Source organism: Emticicia soli, from assembly GCF_037860775.1.
Classification (GTDB): domain Bacteria; phylum Bacteroidota; class Bacteroidia; order Cytophagales; family Spirosomataceae; genus Emticicia; species Emticicia soli.
This window is the reverse complement of sequence record NZ_JBBEWC010000001.1, coordinates 488327-513628: the sequence shown is the minus strand read 5'-3', so window position 1 is coordinate 513628 and position 25302 is coordinate 488327. Positions and strand designations below refer to the sequence as shown.

Annotated in this window: 18 protein-coding genes; 12 read left to right on the top strand and 6 right to left on the bottom strand. The window is 38.3% G+C overall.

The window, feature by feature from the left end; all coding sequences use genetic code 11:
• Nucleotides 1-4 precede the first annotated feature (4 nt).
• The 3 genes from WAE64_RS02150 to WAE64_RS02140 form a co-directional block, all read right to left on the bottom strand.
• Nucleotides 5-2410 carry a TonB-dependent receptor gene (locus WAE64_RS02150; protein WP_340233994.1) on the bottom strand — a complete coding sequence of 802 codons (2406 nt, stop codon included), beginning with the start codon at nucleotides 2408-2410 and terminating at the stop codon, nucleotides 5-7.
• A gap of 455 nt (nucleotides 2411-2865) precedes the next feature.
• The gene (locus tag WAE64_RS02145) at nucleotides 2866-3396 is read right to left on the bottom strand and encodes a YceI family protein (RefSeq protein ID WP_340233990.1); all 531 of its coding nucleotides are present in this window, start codon (nucleotides 3394-3396) and stop codon (nucleotides 2866-2868) included.
• Nucleotides 3397-3680: 284 nt separating this feature from the next.
• Entirely contained in the window at nucleotides 3681-4742 is a 1062-nt protein-coding gene (locus WAE64_RS02140; protein ID WP_340233988.1) for a quinone-dependent dihydroorotate dehydrogenase, read from the bottom strand.
• Nucleotides 4743-5171: 429 nt separating this feature from the next.
• On the opposite strand from WAE64_RS02140, the gene WAE64_RS02135 reads away from it, so the two are divergent.
• From WAE64_RS02135 to WAE64_RS02105, 7 genes are all read left to right on the top strand, one after another.
• Nucleotides 5172-5792, top strand: coding sequence for a TetR/AcrR family transcriptional regulator (locus tag WAE64_RS02135; protein ID WP_340233986.1), 621 nt, complete (start codon nucleotides 5172-5174; stop codon nucleotides 5790-5792).
• 22 nt (nucleotides 5793-5814) lie between these two features.
• The gene (locus WAE64_RS02130) at nucleotides 5815-7143 is read left to right on the top strand and encodes a TolC family protein (RefSeq protein WP_340233984.1); all 1329 of its coding nucleotides are present in this window, start codon (nucleotides 5815-5817) and stop codon (nucleotides 7141-7143) included.
• 54 nt (nucleotides 7144-7197) lie between these two features.
• A complete protein-coding gene (locus tag WAE64_RS02125; RefSeq protein ID WP_340233982.1) occupies nucleotides 7198-8370 on the top strand; it encodes an efflux RND transporter periplasmic adaptor subunit in 1173 nt (390 codons plus the stop codon).
• A 174-nt stretch (nucleotides 8371-8544) separates the two neighbouring features.
• Nucleotides 8545-11934 carry an efflux RND transporter permease subunit gene (locus tag WAE64_RS02120; protein ID WP_340234321.1) on the top strand — a complete coding sequence of 1130 codons (3390 nt, stop codon included), beginning with the start codon at nucleotides 8545-8547 and terminating at the stop codon, nucleotides 11932-11934.
• Nucleotides 11935-12241: 307 nt separating this feature from the next.
• Nucleotides 12242-13717, top strand: coding sequence for an RNA polymerase factor sigma-54 (gene rpoN / locus WAE64_RS02115; RefSeq protein ID WP_340233980.1), 1476 nt, complete (start codon nucleotides 12242-12244; stop codon nucleotides 13715-13717).
• Nucleotides 13718-14022: 305 nt separating this feature from the next.
• The gene (locus WAE64_RS02110) at nucleotides 14023-15360 is read left to right on the top strand and encodes a phophatidylserine decarboxylase associated domain-containing protein (RefSeq protein WP_340233978.1); all 1338 of its coding nucleotides are present in this window, start codon (nucleotides 14023-14025) and stop codon (nucleotides 15358-15360) included.
• A 131-nt stretch (nucleotides 15361-15491) separates the two neighbouring features.
• On the top strand, nucleotides 15492-17141 hold the full coding sequence (locus WAE64_RS02105; RefSeq protein WP_340233976.1) for a dipeptidase: 1650 nt from the start codon (nucleotides 15492-15494) through the stop codon (nucleotides 17139-17141).
• Between the two features lie 109 nt (nucleotides 17142-17250).
• Here WAE64_RS02105 and WAE64_RS02100 read toward each other — a convergent pair whose 3' ends face one another.
• Nucleotides 17251-17931 (bottom strand): response regulator transcription factor, encoded by a 681-nt coding sequence (locus tag WAE64_RS02100; protein ID WP_340233974.1) that lies wholly within the window; start codon nucleotides 17929-17931, stop codon nucleotides 17251-17253.
• 46 nt (nucleotides 17932-17977) lie between these two features.
• On the bottom strand, nucleotides 17978-19891 hold the full coding sequence (locus WAE64_RS02095) for a sensor histidine kinase (RefSeq protein WP_340233972.1): 1914 nt from the start codon (nucleotides 19889-19891) through the stop codon (nucleotides 17978-17980).
• A gap of 153 nt (nucleotides 19892-20044) precedes the next feature.
• Here WAE64_RS02095 and WAE64_RS02090 point away from each other — a divergent pair, with 153 nt between their 5' ends.
• From WAE64_RS02090 to WAE64_RS02080, 3 genes are read left to right on the top strand one after another with little or no spacing between them, the layout of a single operon-like run.
• Nucleotides 20045-20890 (top strand): SGNH/GDSL hydrolase family protein, encoded by an 846-nt coding sequence (locus tag WAE64_RS02090; RefSeq protein WP_340233970.1) that lies wholly within the window; start codon nucleotides 20045-20047, stop codon nucleotides 20888-20890.
• A gap of 22 nt (nucleotides 20891-20912) precedes the next feature.
• The gene (locus tag WAE64_RS02085) at nucleotides 20913-22211 is read left to right on the top strand and encodes a flavin-containing monooxygenase (RefSeq protein ID WP_340233968.1); all 1299 of its coding nucleotides are present in this window, start codon (nucleotides 20913-20915) and stop codon (nucleotides 22209-22211) included.
• Nucleotides 22212-22222: 11 nt separating this feature from the next.
• Nucleotides 22223-23299, top strand: a complete 1077-nt coding sequence (locus tag WAE64_RS02080; RefSeq protein ID WP_340233966.1) for an aminotransferase class I/II-fold pyridoxal phosphate-dependent enzyme — start codon at nucleotides 22223-22225, stop codon at nucleotides 23297-23299.
• On the opposite strand, the gene pyrR is transcribed toward WAE64_RS02080, so the two are convergent.
• Entirely contained in the window at nucleotides 23296-23829 is a 534-nt protein-coding gene (gene pyrR, locus WAE64_RS02075) for a bifunctional pyr operon transcriptional regulator/uracil phosphoribosyltransferase PyrR (protein ID WP_340233964.1), read from the bottom strand. The two genes, WAE64_RS02080 and pyrR, sit on opposite strands and share 4 nt — an antisense overlap.
• Before the next feature lie 135 nt (nucleotides 23830-23964).
• On the opposite strand from pyrR, the gene pth reads away from it, so the two are divergent.
• Nucleotides 23965-24525, top strand: a complete 561-nt coding sequence (gene pth / locus WAE64_RS02070; protein WP_340233962.1) for an aminoacyl-tRNA hydrolase — start codon at nucleotides 23965-23967, stop codon at nucleotides 24523-24525.
• A gap of 241 nt (nucleotides 24526-24766) precedes the next feature.
• Nucleotides 24767-25228 carry a hypothetical protein gene (locus WAE64_RS02065; RefSeq protein ID WP_340233960.1) on the top strand — a complete coding sequence of 154 codons (462 nt, stop codon included), beginning with the start codon at nucleotides 24767-24769 and terminating at the stop codon, nucleotides 25226-25228.
• The last annotated feature ends 74 nt before the right edge of the window (nucleotides 25229-25302 follow it).

The following is a 25302-nucleotide window of genomic DNA, read 5'->3' as shown; positions in this document are numbered from 1 at the left end:
GCTATTAGTTACTACTTCTTTCCAGAGTATCAAAATTGAGTGGATTACCGCTCTCTTCTTTTTTACGGAATCCGAAGTTATAGCGAAGGTTAAGACCAACCCGACGAGTATCTGCTCGGCGGAATCCAAAAGCAGAAATACTACCCTGATTGATAGTGAAGTTGTTTTTATTGGTATAGAACACATCGTTCATACTTAACGTAACTGTCAGCTTCTTGTTGAAGAACTGGCGGTTTACATTCAGGTTCAGATTTCCGAAGTTGCTCAACTCATAAAACTGTAATTGGCCTTTCAGACGGAAGAACCCATTAAGGCTGATATTAGTAACTTTATCTACTTTGAATTGATGAAACGTAAAGAAAGACCAGCTACCTCGTTGGAACGATAGTGGCGCGTTTTCGTACAAACCATTGTAATCGTTATAATTAAATTGTGCGCCAGCCACAAAGAAATATCTGTTAACAGGAGGCACCGCACCTAATAACCTAAAATAAGTTTCCTGATTTTTTCCTAAGTTATCGTAAGTTCGGTAAGCGATACTTGGATTGGTAGGGTTCTGATAAATTACGTTCGTAAAAATATCTTGAGTATAGTTACGGCCAATAGCAAATATCGGGCGGTCTTCTATGCTGATATTTGCCTCAAAGTTTTGGGTGAATTGTGGCCTTAAAGTCGGATTTCCTGCTTCATACAGGTATTGGTCAATAAAGCGAGGGGAAGGATTAAGGTATTCGTAAACGGGGCGGGTAATAGACCTGCGGTGTACCAGATAGGCCCGCAGTTCATAGCCTGCAATCTTGGCAACTTTGCGGCTCAGATACACATAAGGAAACAAATCAGTTCGGTTTATTTTAAATGATGTATCGGTAGGTACACGCTGCTGCCCATCCATATTTGTATTTTCGAGACGTGTACCTACTTTCAGAATAAACTCGCCAAAACTCTTTGAAATTTGCACGTAGGCCGCATAAATACTTTCGTTGTAGTCGAACTGAGCAGTTCTTGACATATCAATACTTTGTTGCTCACCAATTTTGGTATAATAATTAGTAGTATTCTTAAATGCCTGATAAGTAGCTTTAAGCCCAGACTCCAGCGTAATTTTATAAGGTAATTTATATTTTACATCTGTTTGTGCCGAAATAAAGGTTCGTTTATTGCCAATATCACCGGTGCCGCCTAAATCGGTATTAGCAGGAAGAACATAAGCTGTATTGAAAACCTGATCGGTTTGGTTATTAAAGTAATTATATGCTATATCGGTTGTCCATTCAGAGCCAAGGCTATCTATTTTGTATTTAGCGTTTATACCCTGATTGATTCCATAATTATTACCTCGGTTATTGGTAGTGTTTATGTTATTTGTTAAAACTTCTGCCGAACTCAAGTTTCTGATGATACTTTCGTTATTGGCCGATGAATTATTCTGATTATAACTCAAGCGTCCATCGTAGTTTAGCTCCCATTTTTTATTTAACTCGTAGCCTATACCAAAACCTGCGTAAGCCATATTGCCCGGAAAAGTAGTATAGGCATTTTGAAATATTTCTCTATCAGCCGAAAACCGACGGGTTGTTTGTATTTCTTCAAAACTATTGCGGTGCGAATAATTGAGGTTCAGAAAAGAAGTCAGCTTACCGCTACTATTATTGAGACTGAGCCCGATAAACTGGTTCCCGTATCTACCTTGGTTTGCTCCAGCACTTATACTACCCGTAAGCCCAATTTTTACACCTTTCTTCAAAATCACATTTACTACACCGCCACTTCCGCTGGCATCATACTTGGCCGAGGGCGTGCGTAAGATTTCTACTTTTTCGATACTATTTGGTGGTAAACTTTTTAAGATAGCTGCAATATCGGCAGTACTCATTTTTTGTTCACGGCCGTTAATATAAATTGTGGCAGGTGTTGAATTACTTAAATAAATGTTACCATCCTGGTCAACAAACAACCCCGGAATTTTCTCCATTACCTCATAGGCACTCGTACTTGTGTTGGCTATGGGCTCAGGGTCTACAATGGTTTTGTCGTCTTCTTGTTGTATTAAAGGCTTGCGGGCTGTTACAACCACATCGCCAAGCAATTGGTTGTCGGCTTCCATCACAAATTTTAATAAGGGTTGCTTCTCTGTAGCACGGATTCCTTTTACAATAGGCTTATAGCCTATCGAAGTAGCATATATATTATATTGTTGATTAAGTACAAGATTAAAGCGGGCTATGCCGAGCGTATCGGTAGTGTTGCTAAGAACCTTGGTACTATCAGCACGGTTAACGATTCTGATAGTAGCACCAATAATAGGAGACTGGTTATTTTCTGTCAGTTGGATACTAATAGGTAAAACCTGAGAAAAAGAAAGAAAAGAAAAACAAAACGTAAAATAAGAAAGTAAAATAACTTTTTTCATAGAAAGCAGTATCAATGTATTTTTTACAAAATTAAGTCAAAAAACAGGGCCTATTAATTAAAAAAACATAAAAGCTTACGAAGTATGTATTGTTTTGAAATAATTAAATAAAAAATTGTAATAAATAAAGACAAAATAAATATAGCTTTAGAAGTAGTTTATCGGAAGATTAAGACGAAAACAGCCCAATTATTAACGAACATGAAAATAAAAAATTTTAATAATTATATTGTATTTCATAAAAAAGCGATATATTTGAATTGTCATTTCATAAAACAAGCAATAAACCTAAACTAAATCATAATTTTTGGCGAAGAAAACTCCTGCCCTAAAAGTAGGAGTTTCTTTTTCAATCTGAGCCAAAAGCGAAATTCATTAAGAAGGTATCTTCTAAAACAGAAAACCTCTACCATCAGGCAGAGGTTTCTTTATTGACTTTGGTTTAATAAAAAAGCTTATTGGCCTTTTACTACCTGAATGTTCATCACCAATTTCACTTCGTCGCTTACCACTACACCACCCGCTTCTGTCACTGCGCTCCAGGCTAAACCAAAATCCTGACGATTAACTTTACCTTGTAAGTCAAATCCGGCTTTTGTTTGTCCATAAAAATCGGTCATTATACCACCAAACTCAGCTTTCAATGTTACAGGCTTAGTTACGCCTCTCATTGTTAAATCACCTTTTACAGTATAAGTATCATCTCCTGATTTTTCGAAAGAAGTTGAAACAAAAGTAAGTTTCGGGAAATTAGCTGCATCAAAGAAATCACCAGATTTCAAATGACCGTCTCTTTGCTCTTGTCCGGTTGAAATACTATCGATATCAGCTGAGAAATTCACAGTTGCACCTTCAAAATCGTCATCGTTAGTTGTTTCTACAGTACCTTCATAAGAACCGAAAGTTCCGGTTACAGTAGAAATCATTAAGTGTTTTACTTTAAACTGTACTTCTGAGTGAGAAGCGTCAATAGTCCATTTTGCCATTGTTGTAAATGTTTTATTATTAATAAATTGAATAATCGTGTTTTTACATTGTATGTATATACATATAAAAACAAAAACACTTTAAAATAGTTTCCAAAGTTTTAAAAAAAAATCACTCAACGTATTACATGATTTTTAAACCCGGTTTATTAAGAAATTGTTTTAAGCTATATTATCAGATAAAATACACTCTATTTAGCGTTTAAAATTTTGAAAATAAAAAAAGCCCAAGCACTACTGCTCAGGCTTTAGATATATATTTTGTTTACTACGATTTAAATTGCTTATTTCTTTTTAACCTCAACAAGATTTGCTTTCAGTATCCCCTCACAAATATCTTTCACAATACCGGGGCCTTCGTAAATAAATCCTGAATATACCTGAATAAGCGATGCACCGGCTTTAAGTTTTTCAATGGCATCGTCGGCCGAATGAATACCTCCAACACCAATAATCGGAAATGCTCTTTTAGATTTTTCAGATAAATACCTGATTACCTCGGTAGAGCGTGTACCCAAAGGTTTACCACTCAAACCACCTGCACCTATGTTATCTATTTCTGCTTGCTCGGTTTGTAAACCTTCACGGCTGATGGTTGTATTTGAGGCAATTACCCCCGCAATGCGTGTTTCTTTTACAATCTCTATAATATCATCTAATTGCTCGTCGGTCAAATCAGGTGCAATTTTCAACAATATAGGTTTTGGCTTCGATTTACGCCCGTTGTCTCGTTCAAGTGTTTTCAGCAAGAATTTCAACGGCTCTTTTTCTTGCAAGGCACGAAGCCCCGGCGTATTGGGCGAACTTACGTTTATAACAAAGTAATCAACATAAGGATATAAATCATTAAACGATTTCAGATAGTCGTAAACGGCATCATCGTTTTTAGTGATTTTGTTTTTGCCGATATTGCCGCCAACAATGATTTTCTTTTTTCGATTACGCAAGGCGTTAGCTGCTGCCCCAGAGCCTTCGTTATTAAACCCCATGCGGTTTATAAGAGCTTCATCTTGTTTCAATCTGAAAAGCCGAGGTTTATCATTACCCACTTGTGCACGTGGCGTAACAGTACCAATTTCAATAAATCCGAAACCAAGGTTTGATAATTCGTCTGTCCAGAGGCCATTTTTATCGAAACCTGCTGCCAAACCCACCGGATTTTTGAAACGAAGCCCAAATACATTGCGCTCCAGACGTTTATCGTCTTTTTCGTAAATCATTCTTAGGATAGATGGCATAAATGGAATCTTACATGCAAATTTCAGCACGTCCATTACTACATAATGAATCTTCTCGGCATCGTAGCGAGTAAGGTATGGGAAGACAAATTTCTTATAAAAACTCATTAAAAATCAGGTAGCCCGGTGGGGCATTGTTGTACGTAAAATAAAATATTATATATCTGTAGTAGGAGATAACAGGAACTCTCTACAAAATTACGATTTACTGCAAAATATCCTTGATTTTTCAATTATTAGATTTGTTTGGGGTAAGTAATATTAAAAAAATTCAATTTTTTATTTGTAAATAAATATTGCTTTTGTAGCCTATTTTTCACTAAAGCAGTTTTATGCTCATATAAACAAAACTCATCCTCAAATTTTTACGCTTCATCACAATTTTATAGGCTTTTATCTTCGGCATACCCAATTTTGCTTTATCAAAACGGTTCTAAAAAAAATTATAAAAAACTTTGAACCTTTTAAAAGTTTCCATAGTTTCTAACTCAAATAACCTTACTATAATGGTATAATAAAACGACTTAGAAAGTGTAAATGGAAATCAGAGAAAGAATTTTACAGACCGCCGAAGCACTCTTCCGCAAGTTTGGAATCAGGAGTGTAACGATGGACGAGATAGCGTCCGAATTAGGGATTTCAAAAAAGACGATTTATCAGAACTTTGAAGACAAAGATTCTATCGTTCATGAAATAGCACGTCTGAACATGATGTGCGATATTGAAGAGTCAGAACGGATACACAAAGAATCGGCAAACCCTATCGAACAGGTCTTTAGAGAAGCAACATTGCTTCGTAAACAAGCTTCAACGATTAATCCTGCGGTATTTTATGATTTGAAAAAATACCATCCTAAAACCTGGCAATTGTTTCAGGAGTATAACAAAGTTAATTTTTTAGAGATAGTAAAAAATAATCTCAGAGAGGGAATCGAGCAAGGATTTTACAGAGCAGAAATAGACATAGAGATACTTGCCCGCCTACGATTAGAAGAAGTAGAGTGTGCATTTAACCGAGATGTGTTTCCGCCAGAGAAATTTAACCAGACAGAAGTACACACTACATTTATAGACCATTATTTAAGAGGAATCATGACCCAAAAAGGGCTTGATTTTTATGAAAAATGTAAAAAAGACGCTGAATCGGAGCAAATTTAATTTTAATTAAACAATCAACTATATGAGAATAAAGTACCTGATTTTTTTCCTAATCTGTGGTATTTCCGCACAAGCACAGCAAGCTTTTACTTTGCAGCAGGCTGTACAGTACGGATTAAAAAACCACCTATCCGCAAAAAATGCCGAGTTAGACATTATAGGAGCCGAGCTGACAATCAAGCAAATCAAAGCCTCTGGTTTGCCGCAGATAAACGGGTCGTTTCAATATACCTATAATGCAATCATTCCAACGCAATTATTAGATGCTAAAAACTTTGACCCCAACGCACCAGATGGTGCCGTAACCAAATTTAAGTTTGGTGTACCTTGGGCAGGACAAACAGGCGTAAGCCTTAACCAGTTGATTTTTGATGCTACTTGGTTGGTTGGCCTTAAGGCTGCTCCGGTTTACCGTGAGCTGGCAAAGAAAGCTGTAACCAACACAAAGATTACAATAGCCGAAAATGTAACTAAGGCCTATTTCTCTGTTTTGGTAGCTGAAGAAAGAAGCAAAATTCTTGATTTAAACATTGCCCGCATTGATTCAACAATCAGAGAAATGAAAGTAATGAATCAGCAAGGTTTTATTGAGAAAATTGACCTCGACCGCTTGGAAGTGCAACGCAACAATCTGGTTACAGAAACACAAAAAGTGAAAAACCTGATTGTGTTAAGCAGAAGCTTATTAAAATTCCAGATGGGTATGAAGTTAGATGAGCCAATAACACTAACAGATAAGCTAGAAGATGTTGATACTAAACCGCTTACCATGCTTGAAGCACAATCGGTAGATTATACTAACCGCATTGAGTACTCTACATTAATGGTTCAACGCCAATTATCAACATTAGACATCGAACGTACGCAAAAAGGCGCAATACCAAAGTTTTCTTTCAATGGTACTTTTGGTGCAGGGCATAGTAACACCAGATTTAATCCGTTTGAGCGTTGGTTTGGGTCTTCGGCTTTAAGCTTAGTTATTCAGATACCGATTTATGATAGTGGTTTAAGAAAAATCCAGTTACAACAACAACGCCTGGCTCTAACCAAACTTGACCAAAGCGCTTTGTTATTAAGAGAGTCTTTCGACCTGGAGTCTCAAAATGCTAGCTTGAACCTGAAAAATGGTTTAGAGACCCTTAATGTACAACAAAGAAACCTAGATTTGGCAACTGAGGTAATCAGAGTTACTAAAATAAAGTATCAGTCTGGTACTGGTAGCAACATAGAGGTTGTCAATGCTGAGTCGGCACTCAAAGAAGCACAAACCAACTATTTTGCTGCTTTATATGATGTGCTCATCGCAAAAGTAGATTTAGACAAAGCGCAGGGTAAATTATTGGTTGAGTAAACCTATAAAATCACAACAGTTCACGATTACAAGCATTAATAAAACACATTTAGTATGAAAAATATATCTCTTATTTATCAAGGGGCTAAAACAAGATTTTCACAAATAGCTTTTGCCTTAGCATTTATCGTATTGGTTGCGTCTTGCTCAAAAGGTGGTGGTGATAAAGTAAGCCAAAAGAAAGAAGAGTTGGCTAAGCTACAAGCCGAAGAAAGTGCCATTTCAGAGAAAATCCAGAAACTACAGGCTGAATTAAATATTCTTGACCCAAATAAAGAAGAAGAAAAAGTTATCAGCGTAACTACTTCGCCTGTTGCTTCACAGAACTTTAAACACTTTGTTGAGTTTCAAGGCAGGTTAGATGCCAAAAACAACATCTTTGTTTCTCCACAAGTAGGTGGTGCAATTACAAGCCTTAACGTAAAAGAAGGCGACTACGTAAAGCAAGGGCAAGTACTGGCAACTATTGATAACTCTGTTATGAAGCAGTCAATTCAGGAAATTGAAGTACAGCTACAAACGGCAAAGGTATTTTACGAAAAACAAAAGAACCTTTGGGATCAGAAAATAGGCACCGAGATACAATACATTCAGGCAAAAAGTAATGTAGAGTCGCTTGAAAAACGTCTGGCTACTGCGCAAAGCCAATTGGCAATGACCAAAGTAACAGCTCCTATGAATGGTTTCATCGACGAGATTCGTCTACGTGCAGGTGAGTTGGCTTCTCCGGGTTTGGGTATTGTCAGAATCGTAAATTCAGATAACCTGAAAGTAGTGGCACAAGCAGCCGATACTTATGCCGGAACAATCAAACAAGGTGACCTGGTAACGATTAAGTTTCCGGATTTAGGCAAAGAAACAACAGCGAAGTTAACTTTTGTGAGCCAAACGGTTAATCAGGCTTCACGCACGTTTACTATTGAAGCATCAATTCCTAAAATTGACCCTCAATTGAAACCTAACATGACTGCCGTAATGAATGTAAACGACCAGTCGAAAAGCGAGGCTATTATCATAAACAGAAACCTGATTCAACAAGACGAACAAGGTAATATTGTATATGTAGCAGTAACCGAAGGCGGTAAGAAAGTAGCACGTAGCCGTAAAATTACGACCGGCCTCACCTATGGTGGCGATATTGAAATTGTATCAGGCTTACAAGCAGGAGATTTGTTAATTACCCAAGGCTATCAGGACTTAGTAGATGGCCAGGCAGTAAGTTTCTAATTAGAAACAGAAAATATGCTAGAGAAAACAAACTTAGTTTGCTAGCATAATACTTTTCTGTGTCTTCATATCAAAATCATTTAAACAATCATAAAAGCCTTTCAGAGGTTTTAGATTATGGACAAAGATAAATTCCAAGATTTACAAGATCAGGACCTTCCACATGGTAGTGGAATGATCTACAATATGGTTAGGTGGTTAGGAAACAACCAAACCACGGTCTATATTTTTACGGTGATGCTATTTATGGCAGGTTTGGGTATTTACTTCAACCTTCCGAAAGAACAGTTCCCTGATATTAAAGTGCCTCAGATTTACGTTCAGACTATCTATTTTGGTACTACGCCATCAGATATAGAAAACGTAATCAATAAGCCAATCGAGAAACAGTTAAAAACTATCACCGGCGTAAAGCGTATTAAATCAAATGCCTTGCAAGATGTTTCGGTTATTCTGGTTGAATTTAACCCGGATGTACAAATTGAAGCAGCTTTGCAACGTGTGCGTGATGCCATTGATAAAGCAAGAAGAGATTTGCCTCAAAAAGTCGATAGTGGCCCAACAGCACAAGATGTAAACTTTTCGGAGTTTCCAATCATGAATATCAACCTGGCAGGTAATTTTCCATTAGAAAAATTAAAAGATTATGCAGAAGAACTACAAGATGATATAGAGTCGTACCCAGAGATCACAAAGGTTGATATTGTTGGTACACTCAAAAGAGAAATTCAGATTAATCTTGACCTTTACAAGATGCAGTCAACAGGTTTGACATTCTACGATATTCAAACCGCAATTCAAGGTGAAAACATCAATATATCAGGTGGTGAGCTTAATGTTGATAACGTACGCCGTACGATTCGTGTAAAAGGCGAGTTTAAAGATGTATATCAGATACAAGATGTACAGATACGCAGCTCAACAGGCGCTACTGTAAGACTAGGCGATGTAGCAGAAGTTGTTGACAGCAGCGAAGAGCAACAAGATTTTGCCCGTTTAGATAATAAACGAGTTGTAACGCTTAACATCATTAAAAGAGCAGGTGCAAGTGTTATTGATGTATCAGAGCGTATTGAGGTTTTATTGGAGAAATATCGTAACGAACGTTTTCCTAAAGGATTAGAAGCAAGAGTTACAGCCGATACATCGGAGCGTGTAAAAAGCGAAATTGCCGACTTGATTAATACAGTTGTACTTGGTTTTATTTTCGTGGTAATTGTATTGATGTTCTTTATGGGTGTGCGAGATGCCATCTTTGTAGCCTTATCAGTACCGCTTTCGGCATTGATTGCCTTTATTCCGCTATGGTTTTCAGGCTTTACGCTGAACACTATCGTGTTATTTGCCTTTCTGTTAGGTTTGGGTATTGTGGTTGACGATGCCATTGTGGTTATCGAGAATGCCCACCGATTATTTAACAGATTCAAGAATTTGAGTATTAAAGAAGCCGTGAGTCTGGCAGCGTCAGAAGTGTTCCTGCCTGTATTATCAGGAACATTAACTACCATTGCGCCATTCTTCCCGCTTTTATTCTGGCCGGGTATTGTAGGTGAGTTTATGAAATTCTTACCTATTACACTTATCTATACACTACTTGCTTCGTTGATTGTGGCGTATGTGATAAACCCTGTATTTGCCATTTCATTCATGAGACGCCACGAAGACGAGCAACACGAAGATACAAGCTTTAAGTCTATTCGTCGCCCACTCATTATCATGGCAATTGTGGCCTTACCTGCTTATTTGATTAACGTTGGTATCGGTAACTTCATCGTGTTGATTGCTATACTATATGTATTCAATCATTTTGTGCTGACACCAAAAGTGATTCTTCCTTTTCAGGATAATGCCTTGCCTCGTTTCAAAAATGCTTATAGAAAACTTATCTCATGGATTATCACAGGCTACCGTCCGGTATTTGCTGTCGTAGCCATGTTTGGCTTGTTGATATTTACTTTTGTGATGTTAGGTGTGGTTCAGCCAAAGGTTATTTTCTTCCCAAGTGGTGAGCCTGACTATATATATGTATATAATGTAATGCCGGTAGGTACCGATGCCAGAGTAACCGACTCAGTTACGAAGGTAATTGAGAAAAAAGTTTTTGGGGTTATCAATAAAAATAAGGCACAAGAAGCTATTAACTCGGTTATATCAAACGTAGGTAAAAATGCCGGAGACCCCTTTAACCCTGACCGTTCGGCTACGCCGCATAAATCTAAAGTAACAATAGCCTTTGTGAAGAAAGAAGAGCGTGGCGATATTTCATCAGCTAAGTTGCTTGATGAAATGAGAAACGAGATTAAGGGGATTCCGGGAACTGAGATTTCGGTACAACGTGAAAATAATGGCCCGCCAACAGGTAAACCAATTTCGATTGAAATTGTGGGTGATGACTTTAATACTTTGATTAAACTCGAAAAAGAAGTTCGCAAGAATATCGAAAAAGAGAATATCAAAGGTATTGAAGAGTTAAAGTCTGACCTGATTACCAATAAGCCTGAAATTATCATTGATGTAGATAAGGTAAAAGCCCAACGTGAAGGTATCAGTACGTCGCAGGTAGCTATGGCTGTTCGTACCGCCTTGTTTGGTGCCGAAATATCAAAATTCAGAGATGACAAAGATGAATACCCGATTCAGTTGCGTTTGAAAGCTGATGACCGTAACCAGATTGAAAAACTATTGAGCATGAATATCACCTATCGTGATATGAACATGGGCGGTGTTTTGCGCCAAGTGCCATTGAACTCAATAGCAAACATTAGTTACTCAACAACCTTTAGCCAGATTAACCGTAAAGACCAATCCAGAATCATTACCCTTGGCTCAGAAGTACTAAATGGTTACAATGCCAACGAAATTGTAGCCGAGATACAAAGCAAGGTTATTAATAGAATGGAAGTTCCGAGCGGATACTCTGTAAAAATGGGTGGAGAACAAGAAGAGCAAATGGAATCAATGATGTTCTTGATGGGAGCACTGGGGGCAGCAGTCTTACTTATCTACCTGATTCTGGCAACGCAGTTTAACTCTGTAGTAAAACCGATTATCATCTTTGTAACAATTTTGCTTTCGTTCATTGGGGTATTTTTAGGATTCATGGTCTTTGGTATGACCTTCTCAGTTATTATGTCAGGTGTGGGTATTATTGCTTTGGCTGGTATAGTTGTAAAGAACGGGATCTTGCTGATAGAGTTTACCGATGAATTAAGAGAGAGGGGATATCCGCTAAAACAAGCAATTGTTGAAGCAGGTGGTGTACGTCTTACGCCTGTTCTTCTTACGGCCTCGGCAGCCGTTCTTGGTCTTGTGCCGCTTGCACTAGGTTTAAGTATGGACTTTGTTACTTTATTTACTGAATTTAACCCGCATATCTTTATCGGTGGTGATAGTGCAGTATTCTGGGGTATTCTGGCCTGGACAATTATTTTTGGTCTAACATTTTCTACTGTTCTTACGCTTGTAATAGTGCCCTGCATGTATTACATCAACGAGAGAGTAAGAGATAAATACTTCCGTAAAAACAAGCAAAAATCTAGCGAAACCAAAGGAGCTGTTGCTTAAAAAATACCCTTAAAAAAGGTCTTCAAACCCCTACAGGATATACGTCTTGTAGGGGTTTGTTTTTATTGCTTTCGGTTTTTTCTTAAAAAAAATATTTTTTCTTTATATAAAAATATTGCTTCACATTTAATTGATTTTGAGTATTTTATGAGTTTTTTTGTTGAAAATTATAATTTTTTTCAACAAAAACTTGTTCAGTAATTAAAAATTATATTTCTTTAATTATTGACCCATGTACTTTGGCACGAAAAATGTGGAGAGGGTCTTTAAAAGGCCAATTTATAAATGAAAAAATTCTACGTATCCCATGCAAAAACTAAGCCTCAATCAATCGCTTCAGCAGCGGCTGTCTCCTCAGCAGATACAGTTCATCAAGCTGTTGCAAATCCCCACAGCTGAATTAGAACAAAGAATAGAAGAAGAACTTGAGATAAATCCGGCTTTAGAAGAGGGTATGGACATGGATGAGCGTGTGAAAGACGATTATGAAGACGATGATTATGGAGACGACTATGACGAATACGGAGAATATGAGCGCTACGAGGGGTTAGATGTAAAACAATACTTAGACCAGGACGATTACGCCGGATATAAAATGTATGGCGATGGCTGGGGAGACGAAGACAGAGATGCAATGCCTGTAATTGCTACAAATACACTTGCCGAATCGCTTGTTCAACAATTGGGTTACTTACGCTTAGATACAAGACAAGAAGCCATAGGGATGCAACTCATTGGCAGTATTGAAGAAGATGGTTACATCCGCCGGCCGCTGCGTTCTATCTGTAATGATTTAGCTTTTACGCAAAATATTTATACTACTGAAGACGAACTTGCGGTTATCCTTAAAAAAGTACAGACTTTTGAGCCAGCCGGTATTGGTGCCAGAGACCTGAGAGAGTGCCTTTTGCTTCAATTGGAAAGAAAAGACCAGGAAGATATTGAGGTAGAAGTAGCCGTTAAAATTATAACTGACCACTTCGACGAGTTTACTAAAAAACATTACGAAAAAATTCAGCGGCGCATCGACATTGACGATGAAACAATGAAAGAAGCTATACGAATTATTACCCGCCTGAACCCTAAGCCCGGTAATACAGGTAATGGTGATAGTACTGCGGCGTATTTGATGGCTGACTTTATTGTAACCAACAGCAATGGCAAGCTCGATGTAATACTCAATTCTAAAAATGCACCAGAGTTAAGAGTAAGCCGCTCTTTTGCCGAAATGCTTGATACTTATGATAAAACCGACAAAAATGGTTCGGCTCAGCATAAAAGCATTAAAGAAACGGTAACTTTTGTGAAGCAGAAACTAGATGCTGCCAAGTGGTTTATTGATGCCATTAAGCAACGCCAGCAAACGCTTCTGAAAACCATGAAAGCGATTGTTGAATACCAGAGAGATTTCTTTCTCGATGGTGATGAATCAAAGCTACGACCGATGATTCTGAAAGATATTGCAAACCGGATTGAAATGGACATCTCAACTGTTTCACGTGTAGCAAATAGCAAAGCAGTTCAGACCGATTTTGGTATCTATCCGCTCAAATACTTCTTTTCTGAGGGTATTGCAACAGATTCGGGCGAAGATGCCTCTAGCCGTGAAGTAAAAAACATTTTGAAAGAACTGATAGAAAACGAACCAAAGAACTCGCCACTTTCAGACGATAAACTCGAAAAAATGCTCAATAAGCGTGGTTATAACATTGCACGCCGCACAGTAGCCAAATATCGTGAACAATTAAATATTCCTGTAGCTCGCCTACGCAAGCAGTTATAATAATAGTAAAAGTATATACTAGTTTTCATCTAAAAGTAAGGTCTATAATAGTAAACCGAGCAAATTCTAAAGCCCTGTAATTACTTTAGAACTTTGTGCTAAGGCAATAGCTAAATCTATTTTTTTATTAGAAACGAGTAAAAATCCCCTTTTTCAAAAAGAGGTATTTTTACTCGTTTTTTTGTTATTCGGTCTTTTTAAATTCACATCATCAAAAATTTTTGAAAAGCGGGCGCCGGAACCCACTTAAAAACAAACTGCACGCGAAAATCTAAAAAATTAAAACACCTTAAAAAATACGCAAAATGCTACAGCATCAACTCATACCATTTAACATGCAAAGTGGTTGGATACCCAACCCAAGCAGAGAATCTTTTCGGCTTTTCTTCGAAATGATTCTTAACACAGAGCCTACAGAGCTTTCTCCTAGCATTCAGGCACTACGAGACCTGATATTAAGTAACGATGTGCTTACGTATTTAGCTAATAATGCGTTTCAGCAAAATGGCAATATTGTAGATTCTAATCAATCAACTAAAGAAGCTCCTATTCCAAGAATTCCCGATTTAGATACGCTTCTGAATGGATTCAACACGATTCTTAATATGGCACCGCAATTCATAAATAATGATTTGGTTGGCTTGCCGTTTTCAGCACTTGTGGTGGGCATTGATGCTACGCTTGGCGGCAGCACACTGTTCCGCCTGCCAATGTTCAATGATAAAATGGGAGCTATTCTGAACGAATGGTCTATATTTCTGGATTCAACAGCATCAAACTCGGGATTTTCAGTTGAAGGCGAGCAGTGGCTCTCTTACACAGCCAAAAAGCAATATCAATTTGATCTTTGGAAAAAAGATAACGAGTCTCTCCCTTACTGGAACTCGTGGGATTCTTTCTTTACAAGAGTATTTAAGGATCCTGCAAAAGAACGCCCAATTGCTGGGCCAGATACTAATCAGATTGTTATCTGCCCTAATGATGGTTCACTTTTCTGCTGGCAGCCTCAGGTCAAACGCAAAGATGTTTTCTGGCTAAAGGGTATGCCGTATTCATTAGACGATATTTTTAGTTCGCCTGACCCTACGCAAGATGCTTATATTAAAAGTCTGGGTTTGGCTGACATATTCGATGGAGGGTATGTATTTCAGACCTATCTCAACCCTTACAATTTTCATCGTTGGTGGGTGCCTGTAAATGGCGAAGTTGTTTTTGACCCACTGGTAATTCCGGGCTGTTTCTTTAGTAAGCTGGTATTACCTGATTATGGAGGGGCAACCACAGCTTCTACTCCATATTTGGCTGAAGTAAATGCACGCGGCCTCATTCTTATTAAAACCGAAGATTATGGCTATATCTGTTGCCTTCCATTGGGCATGAGTGAGGTGTCTACTGTTCAATTCGACAGCGGTATGGTACAGGGTGCACAGGTTAAAAAAGGCGATGAAATGGGGATGTTTCATTATGGCGGCTCTTCATTTGTAGTTATTTACCAAAATCTGCCAGACAAACAATTGATATTTATGAATGAAGCAGGCGTTGCTTATCCTCAGCAACCACCACCACCAGGCAGTAGTGCAGGCGCAAGTAATTATGGTACCAATATTGGCTCGCAAATCGGCCAATGGTATTGTAAGTGTTAAAAGTTTAAGTAATTAGGGTGTCCCGATATAATACTATGTTGGCATGAATGCTTCTTGTAAGAAGAACATAAAAGATAGTACAGTATAATTTTAAAAATTCTACAAACATACCCTAAAATATGTGTACAACAATGATAATCACTTGTGGCGCCACCAAAGATGGCTCCATGATTGTTACCCATTCAGATGATAACGAACTTTCTGACCAGCGTTTAATATTCGTTCCGGCACAAGACCATTCACCCGGCAGTATGCGTAAAATAGTTGCCGGTATTAACGATGGCTACCCTCGCCTCGTAAGTAAAGACCGCGGCCCAGGTTATGACACAGAGGGTTGGCCAGAAACCCCGCCTATCGGTGAAATACCTCAAGTTGCTCATACTTATGCTTATTTTGACGGAAGCTACGGTATTATGAATGAGCATAACCTGATGTTTGGCGAATGTACCAATGGAGCCAAATATATGCCGCAGAACCCTGTAACTCAAGAGCAAGCGGAAAAAACCGGACAACACTGCCGATTGTTTTACAGTGCTGAACTATCACGAATAGCGCTAGAACGTTGTAAGTTTGCACGTGATGCAGTAGAGTTAATGGGAGCGCTGATTGATGAATATGGATATTTTTCTACTGGTGAAACCTTGCTTGTGGCAGACGAAAAAGAGGCTTGGGTATTTGAAATGTGTGCACTACCTGACACTGAATATCATTCGGCTTGGATTGCCCAACGTGTGCCTGATGGTACTGTTTTCGTTGCGGCCAATGAGTTTCGGATTCGTGAAATAACGCCAAATAGCGAAGACCAGATTTTTTCAAGTTTGCTGCTTTCCGGTCTTAAAAAATTGGGTTGGTTACCAACAGAAGGCCCTGTAGACTGGCTTTCTGCCATTAGTGAGGGTGAGTATAACCATCCTTATTACTCATTAAGAAGGGTATGGCGAGTTTTTGACAGGGTTAATCCTGACCTTGGCTTAAGTCCTTGGGTAACAGATGGCTTTACTACAGACTATGCATTTTCTATATCTCCAAAAGATAAACTGGAAGTAAAGGATATATTTGCTCTTTACAGAGACCACTATGAAGGTACACAGTTTGATATGACTAAAGGGATAGCAGCCGGACCCTATGGCGACCCTACACGTTTTTATGGAAGCTACGATGGGGCAAGTTATGATGTGTCAGAACATAAACTCTATGGTGCATGGGAAAGACCTGTATCAGTTTTTTATCAAGGATATACTTATGTACTACAAACCCGACCAAAAGCACCTGAACTGACCAAAGGTGTGTGTTGGTATGGGCCAGATGTATCATATACCACTTGTTTTGTGCCGTTTCTGGCAAAAGCTGAGCAATTGAGTAAAACCTACCAGATTGGTGACCCTCAGAAATTTAGCAGAGATGCTGCCTGGTGGGCGTTTGACTTCGTGGCAAACTGGGCTCGACTTAATTTTCAACGGATATGCAAAACTGATATACAACCATTACAGTTAAGTTTGGAAGAAGCACAGACAAAGCTTATTGAAGAGTGGGACCTAAAAGTTAGCCAAGGCTGCTCACGAGACGAACTTACTGCATTGTGTAATACAAATGCCGATGCAGTAGTTAAGGTTTGGTGGGAGTTAGCAGACAGGCTGATTGCAAAATATTCGGATGGTTATATTAACCCAAAACCAAGCCGACCGCAAAATACAATGGCTATTGGTATTGGGTATTCTTCAGATTGGTTAAGGCTGACAAATTATAAAAACGGACCAATCAGTTACGATATGCAACTCTAAGTGTAGCTTTCAATAAATTGTGTATTTTAGCAAAGAGCCAATTGGTAACTAAACATCTACCAATTGGCTCTTTGCTATTTTATTGTGTTTTATGAATAAAAGGCTTGTTCTAAACAATTAACTTAAAGCCCTCGCCATGCATATTCATGATTTGTATTGACGTATCATCTTTCAGGTGTTTGCGGAGCTTTGTGATATAAACATCCATACTACGGGCATTGAAATAGCTATCGTCGCCCCAGATGAGTTTTAAGGCAAAGCTTCTGCTCACTGATTGATTCTTGTTCTGACAAAGTAATTTCAACAATTCTGATTCTTTTGTGGTGAGTTTATTCTGAGTGCCATTGTGCGCCAGCGTATTTGTCTGGGCATCAAAAGCATATTCTCCTATCTGAAAAACGTTATTTGGAATATCTGACTCCTGTTTATTGATACGGCGGAAAATAGCTTTCATTCGCATCAGTAGTTCTTCCATACTAAAAGGCTTCGTAATATAATCGTCGGCACCTACTTTAAAGCCCTGAATCGTATCTTCTTTCATCGATTTGGCTGTTAGGAAGATAATCGGCACTTCTTTGTCTTTCATACGTATCTCTTTTGCTAGTGAGAAACCATCTTTTTTTGGCATCATCACATCGCAGATACACATATCATAATTACCCTTTTCAAGAAACATTTTAATACCTTCTTCACCGTTTTTTGCTAAATCTGTCTCAAAACCTTTGGCATTCAGATACTCTTGCAAGAGCATTCCTAAATTTGGGTCATCTTCTGTCAATAAAACTTTCATATCTTAGCCCGAAAGGGAGTTTAAATCTGTTGGAATGAAGTGTGAATTATGCTTTTCTGGTTAATGGCAGATATACTTCAAAACTACTACCTTCGCCCAATTTACTTTCAACTTGTATAATACCTTGATGCGATTCTACCATCTTTTTTACATAGCTTAGTCCTAGGCCAAAGCCTTTTACATCGTGTCGGTTTCCGGTTGGTACTCTATAAAAACGCTCAAATATTTTACCTACCTGTTCTTTGGTCATTCCTATGCCTTTGTCGGCTATTGTTATTTTCAAAAAGCCCTCTGTATTTTCGGTTTTAATAGTAATCTCAGGATTTTCAGGCGAATATTTATTGGCATTATCAAGCAAGTTAAAGATAATATTAGTTAAATGTACTTCGTCGGCGTCAATTTCGGCATTGTCGGCATCAAGTTCCAGGTTTACTGTTCCGTTTTTCTGTTCAATCTGCACACTTAGGTTTGTGAGTACCTGCTCAATAGTTTCGTGTATATTCACCCGTTCTAGTTTCAGTTTTACGTCACCTTTATCTAATAAGGCCATTTGCAGCACTTTTTCTACCTGTGTACCTAATCGGCGATTTTCATCCTGAATAATATTAAGGTAACGATTCATCTTGTTGCCATCTTTCTTCACTTCATTATCTTTCATCACTTCCACAGCCAGCGAAATAGTAGAAATAGGCGTTTTAAACTCGTGAGTCATGTTATTGATGAAATCGTTTTTAATAGTAGCTAGTTTTTTCTGTTTCAACATCGTATTAACCGATGTGTAGAAAACCCCGCCAATCATCAGAATCAACAACACACAACTCGCAAAAACCGTCCACATATTGCGCAGGATAAATCCTTGAGTATCTGGAAAATAAACATACAGAAAATGATTCTGTGGTTGTAAATCGCTCGGGAAAAGCTGGGCTTTATAAGAGTCTCTCGTAAAGTTAGGAGTTGCGTTTTCGGCAAAAGAAGCAAATATCATGTTACTGCTATTCTTAACAATGTATTGATAAGGAATAGTAACCCCACGGCTTTTCAGTTCTTTTTTCAGAAGAGTATCTAATGATATACGGTCGAGGCGTTCGTGAATATCACGTGAGCCATGAATTACATCAGTCAGTACATCTTTTACCAGTTCCGCTTTGGTTTTGGTACGCTCAATGTTTTCTTGCTTTGTTATTTCTTCTACTCTAGGTTTTTCAACCACCTTACGCTTTTTAGGCTTTATGTATGCTATCTGGGTACTGTCTAGCATAGGGCCCGAAATCGAATAGTCGAAGCTAAAAACGCCATCACGGCTATCTGAACCAATGCTTAAGACCTGGTGCCCTTCGTTTGCATTCTTGTTGAGAATCATCACCTGCCTGTTGAATTCTCTGATTAAATCTTCGGCAGTTTTTTGTCGCATCTGATTATTATGCAAAGGTTGGCTCAGATTCCCGATTATCATGTTCTGTTCTTCCAGCATCTCTTTTATTAAATCCATCTGCCGAACAGGGATTTCAAATAAAGGCGTTCCGCCAAAAACATCGGTAGCCGCTACTGTATTACTGCCACGCTTACGCACTTTTGCCAAAGGCTCGGTAGCACTTGGGTGATCATAATACACATTAAAACCCTGCGGCTGATTAGGATATTGCGGAGCAGCGGGTTCTGCAACTGCACCAAAAGCTTCGTATTGCTCTGGTCTCTGAGGTTTGGATACTCGCCTTTTTTCTTCCTTTTGCTGTGTAATAGCCAGCAGTTTCTTTTGCTCTTCCAGTTTTAGTTTCTGGTTGGCCAGAAAAATAATCTCTTGCTTCTCGATTTTCTTGACCGTTTCTTGCAATGCGTCGTTTACATTGCGGTCGAATTGCTCTTGCCTTACCGAAATCGCATTCTCAACCCAGTACCACTGAAAGGTTATTAAACCTATCATGGCCAAAAGCATAAATATGATAATATTCCTGAAGTTCATGTACCTGATTTTTTACCTGAATCTACTCTTTATAATGAAACAAAGTTCTTTTACGAAATTAACGCCAATCAAACAAAAATTTGTCGTATTTAACACTTTTTAACATCAAATATTATATTTAGGTTTACACTTTTAATCCTTATCTATATCTTAATGTTTTGGTTTTTATTAATTAGCCTTCTGATTTTGCTAGTACTTAGTTATGCTTGGCTATGGCAAAAAATTACTAAAGATAAACCTAAAAGCTACCCCACACCACAAAACAGGCAACAGTTAGATGCTTCAAAGAAAACACTTGTGTGTTTTGGCGATAGCAATACACACGGTAACGTTAGTTACAACTGGGTAAGCGATGTAGCAAAGGATTTTCCGGATATACAGGTACTGAATGCCGGACTAAACTCTGACCTGGCTTATTCGCTTCTTCAACGAATTGATGATGTGATTGCTTGTAAACCCGATTTCGTGACTATTCTGGTAGGAACCAACGATGTGAATGCGACAATGACCAAAGAATTGGAGAATAGCTATAAACAAACAGGTAAAATTCCACAAGATATGGTGCCTGATTTTGCTTTATTCAAAAAATACTATCAGGAAATTATTAATCGCCTTAAACAAGAAACTAAAGCTAAAATCGGCGTAATGTCTTTGCCTGTTATGAGCGAAGACCTAACATATGAAGCAAATAAGAAAGCAGATAAATATAGCGAGTATATCAGCGAATTGGCTCAAAAGCAAAAACTAACTTATTTACCTTTGAGAGAAAAGCAGAAAGATTTTTTACTGGTAAACCCAAAGCCCTTGAAACATACCTTTGATGAAACCTTTAAACTGTTGATTTTCTCGGTTATCAACCATTATATATTAGGTAAAGACTGGGATTATAGCAGCAAACGACACGGCTACCAGCTTACGCCAGACAATCTTCATCAGAACTCAGTATCAGGACGAATGATTCGGGATTTGGTAAGAGATTTTATTAAAGTACCCCAATAAAGTTTATTCATGTTATAAATTTATGAAACAGGTTTGTATCATCGGAGCTGGCTCTTCGGGTATAGTAGCCGTTAAGGCTATGAAAGAAAAAGGTATTAGCTTTGATTGTTTTGAGAAAGGCTCTGATATAGGCGGAAACTGGCGTTTTAACAATGATAATGGCGTTTCGTCGGCTTATAGGTCTTTACACATTAATACCAACAAGAAAGCAATGGCTTTTGCCGATTACCCAATGCCCGAGCATTACCCGATGTATCCGCACCATAGCCATATCATTAAATATTTTGAAGATTACGTTGCGCATTTCGGGCTTCGTAGCCATATTACGTTCAATACCACAGTTACAGCAGTAAGCCAACAAACTGATAATACTTTTACGGTTACACTTGATAATGGTCATCAACACGCTTATCAGTATGTAATTGTAGCTAATGGGCATCATTGGATGCCTCGCTTTCCTACACCTGCTTTTAAAGGGAGTTTCACAGGCGAAATTATTCATTCGCATGATTATAAAGAAGCTGAGCAAGTAAAAGACAAAGATTTACTCATTGTGGGCATAGGGAACTCTGCTGTTGATATAGCTGCCGAAGCCGCAAGAATGCATACCGGTAAAGTTGTTATTTCGACACGGAGTGGGGCGCATATTACGCCTAACTGGTTATGGAGTATGCCTTTCGATAATCTGGCCAATGCTTTTACCTCAAAACTGCCTTTGCGTGTGCAAAGATTTGTATTAAGCATTGTACTGTGGTTGGCTCGGGGAAAACAGGAAGACTTTGGTGTACCTAAGCCCAAACGCCCTTTGTTGAGCGAACACCCAACGCTATCACAAGATTTATTGTATTTGTCAGGTAGAGGTTTAATTGGTTTTAAACCTAATATCAAAGAATTTGAAGGTAAAACAGTAATTTTTGAAGATGGCAGTCGCCAGGATTTTGATATTGTCATTTATTCGACAGGTTATAAAATCTGTTTTCCATTCCTGAAGCATTACCTTGAATTTGATGTTGAAGAGTCTAATAAGCTCAGGCTTTACAAGAGAGTTATTCATCCTGATTTCCCGAACTTGTTTTTTGTGGCGCTTTTACAGCCTTTAGGTGCTATTATGCCCTTGGCCGAACTACAAGCCAAATGGATAGCCAAAATTGTGGCTGGAGAGTGTAAACTGCCTTCGAAAGATGAAATGTTTCAATCAATAGAAAAAGATGCTAAAAAGCTAGCCAAGCGTTTTGATGAATCTCCTCGCCATACATTAGAAGTGGACTTTTTCCATTACAGAGATAGTATCAAAAAAGAAATGAAGCGATTGGTTAAGTAAAATTATATTATATGCACAACACCTTTACTATACAGCAACAGGCAGCAAAAAAAATCAGCTTAGGAGCAAAAGACTATCATTTTTTTAGTGGTACTTCTTATTTAGGAATCAATCAGGATGCTGATTTTAGAGAATTGCTGATAGAAGGGCTACATCAATATGGTATGTCGTTCGGTAGCTCTCGGAATGGTAATCTGCAATTGGCTATTTATGAAGCGGCCGAAGACAAAATGGCGGCATGGGTTGGTGCACAAAAAGCGCTTACCTTGTCGTCGGGTATGTTGTCAGGGCAGGTGGTAGCGCAATACCTTAAAACGCAAAACTCAAGCTATTTCTATGCACCCCAAAGCCACTCGGCTAATTTTCATGAGCCTTTTGTACAAATACCTGCCATAAGTTTTCAGGAGTGGTCAGAACAAATAGCTTTGCAGGTAAAAGAACTGAATGCCCTGCATTCGGTTATTGTATGTAATTCAACCGATGGACTTCGGGCTTCTGCCTATGATTTTGACTGGATAAATGATTTGCCGACTGAGCAGAATATTACGCTTATCATTGACGATTCGCACGGTTTAGGTATTACGGGTGCAAATGGCGCAGGGGTTTTTCGAAGCATTTCAGTAAAGCCTAATATACGGTTTATAGTAGTTTCGTCTTTACACAAAGCAATGGGGCTGCCCGGGGGAGTAGTTTTTAGTGATGCCGAAACAATTGAAAAACTAAGACATACCGCTTTTTTTGCTTCTTGTTCACCTATTGCTCCGGCGTATCTGTATGCGTATTTGCGTGCAGATACTATATACGCTAATAACCTGAAACGCTTGCTGGCTAATGTAGGGCGTTTTTCAGGCCATTTGCAGAGTGCTCAAAGTTTATTTAATTCGCAGCCCTTGTATCCGGTTTTTTATACACCTTACGATGAGCTTTACAAATATCTTTTTAGCAACGATATTTTCATTTATAGCTTTGCGTATCCGATTAAAACAGGTAAGCCTAATACAAGAATAGTAATAAGCGCCTGGCACGACAATGAGCAAATTGATTTACTAGCTGAAAAGTGTAACGAATTTGCAAAGCAGCTAACTTAGCCTATTAACCAGATTTTGTCTTCTTCGTGGCCTTGTTCTTTCCATTCAACCAATACACGTTGGCTGTCGAGGGTATTTACCTTCATGCCTGTATAGTCTGGCTGAATAGGCAGGTCTCTCACATAGCGTCGATTAATAAGGCAGAGTAATTCTATTTTTTCGGGTCTTCCAAAAGCTTGCATAGCATCAATGGCGGCACGCACCATTCTTCCGGTTGCCAATACATCATCTATTAATATTACATTTTTGCCTTCAATTACAAAAGGTACTTTGTTTTCGTTGGGTTTTAGAGGTGTATCTCTCCGGCGGAAATCGTCACGGTAGAAAGTAGCATCAAGATACCCTAGTTTGATAGAAATACCTGTTGCTTCCTGTAATTTCTGTGCAATACGTTCAGCCAGAATTACACCACGGGGCTGTAAGCCTAAAATAACAGAATTTGAAAAATCTTTATGGTTCTCAATCAGTTGTTGACAAAGGCGATTCAGGGTGATGTCAAGAAGCGGATTGGTTAAAATAAGTCGTTTCATACAAAAAATGATAAATGATACAATTGTACTTGTGTGATTGATTTGATAGCTAAAAGATTCTCGTTAAATTTTCGGAACTTTGCCAACAAATTTATTGACTCATTTTATCATTCACTAATTCACTCATTAAAAAAAATGAAATATCTCATTGCCGGGCTCGGAAACATTGGTCCTGAATATGCTTTTACTCGTCACAATGTGGGTTTTATGGTGCTTGACCGTCTGGCTGCGCAAAATGACTTTTCTTTTAAAATGGAAAGGCTCGCCTATACGGCCGAGTTTAAATATAAAGGCAAGCAAATACATTGCATAAAGCCTACTACTTATATGAATCTAAGCGGCAATGCTGTAAACTATTGGTTACAGGCCTTGAAGATACCCGTTGAAAACCTTTTAGTAATATGCGACGACCTTGCGCTACCCTTTGGCAAACTACGCCTAAAGACCAAAGGTTCGCATGGTGGGCAGAACGGTTTACGAAATATTGAAGAAAAACTGGGTACACAAAATTATAATCGGCTACGCTTCGGCATAGGCAGTAATTTCCATGCCGGAAGGCAAGTAAATTACGTTTTAGAAGCTTTCAACGAAGACGAAATGAGCCAATTGGTCGCAAGATTAGACCGAGCGGACGACATAATTACCAGTTTTTGTACGATTGGGGTAGAGCGAACAATGAATTTTTTCAACGAATGATTGTATTTTTTAAAGAATTTTTATGTTGGCCAAAATTAGAATAATATATAAGTTGTACTTTTCTAATGCGAATAAAATTTTGTTGTAATTTCTGTTAATTGTCTAATATTCTGATTTTAAGTGTCTATGACAAATAAAATTAGAACAATGTTTGGTGTTTGAATGAGAACGGCATTTGGATTATATTAATTTTCGCTGTAGTTTTGCATCATCATCCACGATATAAAAATAGAACAAAACAATGAAAATTTCAGTTAAATCAGTTATATTTGCAGTTACATTTGGGTCATTATTATTTTCTGCAAATATCATAAATGCAAATGACCGAGATTCAGCTAAAGGAGAAGTGATGTTGGTTAAAGGAGCTGAAGTAAATTTCGCTAACTTCATGTCGAAAAAGGCGAAAAAATTTGTAAAGACCGAAGATTGGGTTATATTTGTAAATGTTGTGAAATTGTATAATAACTCACCAGCCAAATTTATGGCATTGAGCTCAACACAAAAAGCAGCATTTAACGAAGCAGCAAGCAGAATTGAAGAAAAAGTAGCAGATTTACGTGGCGATGAGGCAAAGGCTTGGAGAAACAAAGTAGTAGCTACAACAAAAATCATCAATGTGCTGTGGAATTACCAATCGAATGTTGGGCCAGTTGAACCAGAAAACACAGTAAGCCCGGTTGTGGTTGAAATGTTAGGTCGCTAAGGCTCAACTTAGCAAAGAATAAAATATTAAGTTTTTCATAGTTTAATAGGTTAGGGTTGAATAGATGGACGCTT